General features: G+C 50.7%; 2 rRNA genes. Both read left to right on the plus strand.

Annotated elements, in window-relative coordinates:
* Nucleotides 1-197: 197 nt before the first annotated feature.
* A 16S ribosomal RNA gene (locus tag BFM98_RS14445) occupies nt 198-1,749 on the plus strand.
* A gap of 182 nt (nt 1,750-1,931) precedes the next feature.
* Nucleotides 1,932-4,859: ribosomal RNA gene (locus BFM98_RS14450) — 23S ribosomal RNA — on the plus strand.
* Together the 16S and 23S rRNA genes form the textbook arrangement of a ribosomal RNA operon.
* The last annotated feature ends 149 nt before the right edge of the window (nt 4,860-5,008 follow it).

Raw genomic sequence — 5,008 nt, forward strand, 5'->3', positions numbered from 1 at the left:
AAAATAAAAAAGAACAATGAAAAATTAGGGATAGATTAGATTCATTAAATTATAGAAAAAAAGAAAAAAGAAGAAACAGAAACGCGTAAGATCGTCGGCAGCGTCAGATGTGTATAAGAGACAGGTTAGTGAACAAAACAAAAATTTTGGACATCAAACATGATGCCAGCAAAACAATTTGAGCTAATCAAATTTCTTTTATGGAGAGTTTGATCCTGGCTCAGGACGAACGCTGGCGGCGTGCCTAATACATGCAAGTCGAGCGAACAGAAAAGGAGCTTGCTCCTTTGACGTTAGCGGCGGACGGGTGAGTAACACGTGGGCAACCTACCCTATAGTTTGGGATAACTCCGGGAAACCGGGGCTAATACCGAATAATCTCTTTTGCTTCATGGTGAAAGACTGAAAGACGGTTTCGGCTGTCGCTATAGGATGGGCCCGCGGCGCATTAGCTAGTTGGTGAGGTAACGGCTCACCAAGGCGACGATGCGTAGCCGACCTGAGAGGGTGATCGGCCACACTGGGACTGAGACACGGCCCAGACTCCTACGGGAGGCAGCAGTAGGGAATCTTCCACAATGGGCGAAAGCCTGATGGAGCAACGCCGCGTGAGTGAAGAAGGTTTTCGGATCGTAAAACTCTGTTGTAAGGGAAGAACAAGTACAGTAGTAACTGGCTGTACCTTGACGGTACCTTATTAGAAAGCCACGGCTAACTACGTGCCAGCAGCCGCGGTAATACGTAGGTGGCAAGCGTTGTCCGGAATTATTGGGCGTAAAGCGCGCGCAGGCGGTCCTTTAAGTCTGATGTGAAAGCCCACGGCTCAACCGTGGAGGGTCATTGGAAACTGGGGGACTTGAGTGCAGAAGAGGAAAGTGGAATTCCAAGTGTAGCGGTGAAATGCGTAGAGATTTGGAGGAACACCAGTGGCGAAGGCGACTTTCTGGTCTGTAACTGACGCTGAGGCGCGAAAGCGTGGGGAGCAAACAGGATTAGATACCCTGGTAGTCCACGCCGTAAACGATGAGTGCTAAGTGTTAGGGGGTTTCCGCCCCTTAGTGCTGCAGCTAACGCATTAAGCACTCCGCCTGGGGAGTACGGTCGCAAGACTGAAACTCAAAGGAATTGACGGGGGCCCGCACAAGCGGTGGAGCATGTGGTTTAATTCGAAGCAACGCGAAGAACCTTACCAGGTCTTGACATCCCGTTGACCACTGTAGAGATATAGTTTCCCCTTCGGGGGCAACGGTGACAGGTGGTGCATGGTTGTCGTCAGCTCGTGTCGTGAGATGTTGGGTTAAGTCCCGCAACGAGCGCAACCCTTGATCTTAGTTGCCATCATTTAGTTGGGCACTCTAAGGTGACTGCCGGTGACAAACCGGAGGAAGGTGGGGATGACGTCAAATCATCATGCCCCTTATGACCTGGGCTACACACGTGCTACAATGGACGATACAAACGGTTGCCAACTCGCGAGAGGGAGCTAATCCGATAAAGTCGTTCTCAGTTCGGATTGTAGGCTGCAACTCGCCTACATGAAGCCGGAATCGCTAGTAATCGCGGATCAGCATGCCGCGGTGAATACGTTCCCGGGCCTTGTACACACCGCCCGTCACACCACGAGAGTTTGTAACACCCGAAGTCGGTGAGGTAACCTTTTGGAGCCAGCCGCCGAAGGTGGGATAGATGATTGGGGTGAAGTCGTAACAAGGTAGCCGTATCGGAAGGTGCGGCTGGATCACCTCCTTTCTAAGGATTATTTCGGAATACAAACCTTGGGTTTGTAAGATTACGTTTTGCGTTCAGTTTTGAAGGTTCATTCTATCTGAATGAAACACTTCAAAACTTGTTCTTTGAAAACTGGATAAAACGACATTGAAATTGTAACAAACACATTTATTTTTTTAAGTTTTTTATAGGCTTAATAACTTGGTTAAGTTATTAAGGGCGCACGGCGAATGCCTTGGCACTAGGAGCCGAAGAAGGACGGCACTAACACCGATATGCTTCGGGGAGCTGTAAGTGAGCTTTGATCCGGAGATTTCCGAATGGGGGAACCCACTACGTTTAATCGCGTAGTATCTTGACGTGAATACATAGCGTCTTGAAGGCAGACCCAGGGAACTGAAACATCTAAGTACCTGGAGGAAGAGAAAGAAAAATCGATTCCCTGAGTAGCGGCGAGCGAAACGGGAAGAGCCCAAACCAAGAGGCTTGCCTCTTGGGGTTGTAGGACACTCTATACGGAGTTACAAAAGAGCGAGTTAGATGAAGCGACTTGGAAAGGTCCGCCAGAGCAGGTAAAAGCCCTGTAGTCGAAAGTTCGTTCTCTCCTGAGTGGATCCTGAGTACGGCGGAACACGTGAAATTCCGTCGGAATCCGGGAGGACCATCTCCCAAGGCTAAATACTACCTAGTGACCGATAGTGAACCAGTACCGTGAGGGAAAGGTGAAAAGCACCCCGGAAGGGGAGTGAAAGAGATCCTGAAACCGTGTGCCTACAAGTAGTTAGAGCCCGTTAATGGGTGATAGCGTGCCTTTTGTAGAATGAACCGGCGAGTTACGATTACGTGCGAGGTTAAGCTTTAGAAGGCGGAGCCGCAGCGAAAGCGAGTCTGAATAGGGCGAAATAGTACGTGGTCGTAGACCCGAAACCAGGTGATCTACCCATGTCCAGGGTGAAGGTGAGGTAACACTTACTGGAGGCCCGAACCCACGCACGTTGAAAAGTGCGGGGATGAGGTGTGGGTAGCGGAGAAATTCCAATCGAACTTGGAGATAGCTGGTTCTCTCCGAAATAGCTTTAGGGCTAGCCTCGTGATGAGAATACTGGAGGTAGAGCACTGTTTGGACTAGGGGGCCATCCCGGTTTACCGAATTCAGACAAACTCCGAATGCCAGATATTTATACACGGGAGTCAGACTGCGAGTGATAAGATCCGTAGTCAAAAGGGAAACAGCCCAGACCACCAGCTAAGGTCCCAAAGTAATCGTTAAGTGGAAAAGGATGTGGCGTTGCACAGACAACCAGGATGTTGGCTTAGAAGCAGCCATCATTTAAAGAGTGCGTAATAGCTCACTGGTCGAGTGACGCTGCGCCGAAAATGTATCGGGGCTAAACGATTCACCGAAGCTGTGGATTGACATCTACGATGTCAGTGGTAGGAGAGCGTTCTAAGTGCGTTGAAGTCAGATCGGAAGGACTGGTGGAGCGCTTAGAAGTGAGAATGCCGGTATGAGTAGCGAAAGACGGGTGAGAATCCCGTCCACCGTATGACTAAGGTTTCCTGAGGAAGGCTCGTCCGCTCAGGGTTAGTCGGGACCTAAGCCGAGGCCGATAGGCGTAGGCGATGGACAACAGGTTGATATTCCTGTACCACCTCCTCACCGTTTGAGAAATGGGGGGACGCAGTAGGATAGGGTAAGCGCGCCGTTGGTTGTGCGCGTCCAAGCAGTAAGGCGTGTGTGTAGGCAAATCCGCACACTGTAACGTTGAGCTGTGATGGCGAGTCCGTATGGACGAAGTTCCTGATTTCACACTGCCAAGAAAAGCCTCTATCGAGGTGAGAGGTGCCCGTACCGCAAACCGACACAGGTAGTCGAGGAGAGAATCCTAAGGTGTGCGAGAGAACTCTCGTTAAGGAACTCGGCAAAATGACCCCGTAACTTCGGGAGAAGGGGTGCTCTTGAGCGTGCAAGCGCATGAGAGCCGCAGTGAATAGGCCCAGGCGACTGTTTAGCAAAAACACAGGTCTCTGCAAAACCGTAAGGTGACGTATAGGGGCTGACGCCTGCCCGGTGCTGGAAGGTTAAGAGGAGTGGTTAGCGCAAGCGAAGCTGCGAATTGAAGCCCCAGTAAACGGCGGCCGTAACTATAACGGTCCTAAGGTAGCGAAATTCCTTGTCGGGTAAGTTCCGACCCGCACGAAAGGCGTAACGATCTGGGCACTGTCTCAACGAGAGACTCGGTGAAATTATAGTACCTGTGAAGATGCAGGTTACCCGCGACAGGACGGAAAGACCCCGTGGAGCTTTACTGTAGCCTGATATTGAATTTTGGTACAACTTGTACAGGATAGGTAGGAGCCAGAGATCTCGGAGCGCCAGCTTCGAAGGAGGCGTCGGTGGGATACTACCCTGGTTGTATTGAAATTCTAACCCATGCCCCTTAGCGGGGCAGGAGACAGTGTCAGGCGGACAGTTTGACTGGGGCGGTCGCCTCCTAAAAGGTAACGGAGGCGCCCAAAGGTTCCCTCAGAATGGTTGGAAATCATTCGTAGAGTGTAAAGGCACAAGGGAGCTTGACTGCGAGACCTACAAGTCGAGCAGGGTCGAAAGACGGGCTTAGTGATCCGGTGGTTCCGCATGGAAGGGCCATCGCTCAACGGATAAAAGCTACCCCGGGGATAACAGGCTTATCTCCCCCAAGAGTCCACATCGACGGGGAGGTTTGGCACCTCGATGTCGGCTCATCGCATCCTGGGGCTGTAGTCGGTCCCAAGGGTTGGGCTGTTCGCCCATTAAAGCGGTACGCGAGCTGGGTTCAGAACGTCGTGAGACAGTTCGGTCCCTATCCGTCGTGGGCGTAGGAAATTTGAGAGGAGCTGTCCTTAGTACGAGAGGACCGGGATGGACACACCGCTGGTGTACCAGTTGTCTTGCCAAAGGCATCGCTGGGTAGCTATGTGTGGACGGGATAAGTGCTGAAAGCATCTAAGCATGAAGCCCCCCTCAAGATGAGATTTCCCATTACGCAAGTAAGTAAGATCCCTCAAAGACGATGAGGTAGATAGGTTCGAGGTGGAAGTGTGGTGACACATGGAGCTGACGAATACTAATCGATCGAGGACTTAACCAAAAAAGTTTGAAACATTCAATGCACCGTTTATCCAGTTTTGAAAGAATAAATCTTTCAATTAAATACAAAGTCTAGTGATGATGGCAAAGAGGTCACACCCGTTCCCATACCGAACACGGAAGTTAAGCTCTGTCTCTTATACACATCTC

The sequence above is a fragment of the Lysinibacillus sp. AR18-8 genome (assembly GCF_001705465.1).
Lineage (GTDB): Bacteria > Bacillota > Bacilli > Bacillales_A > Planococcaceae > Lysinibacillus > Lysinibacillus capsici.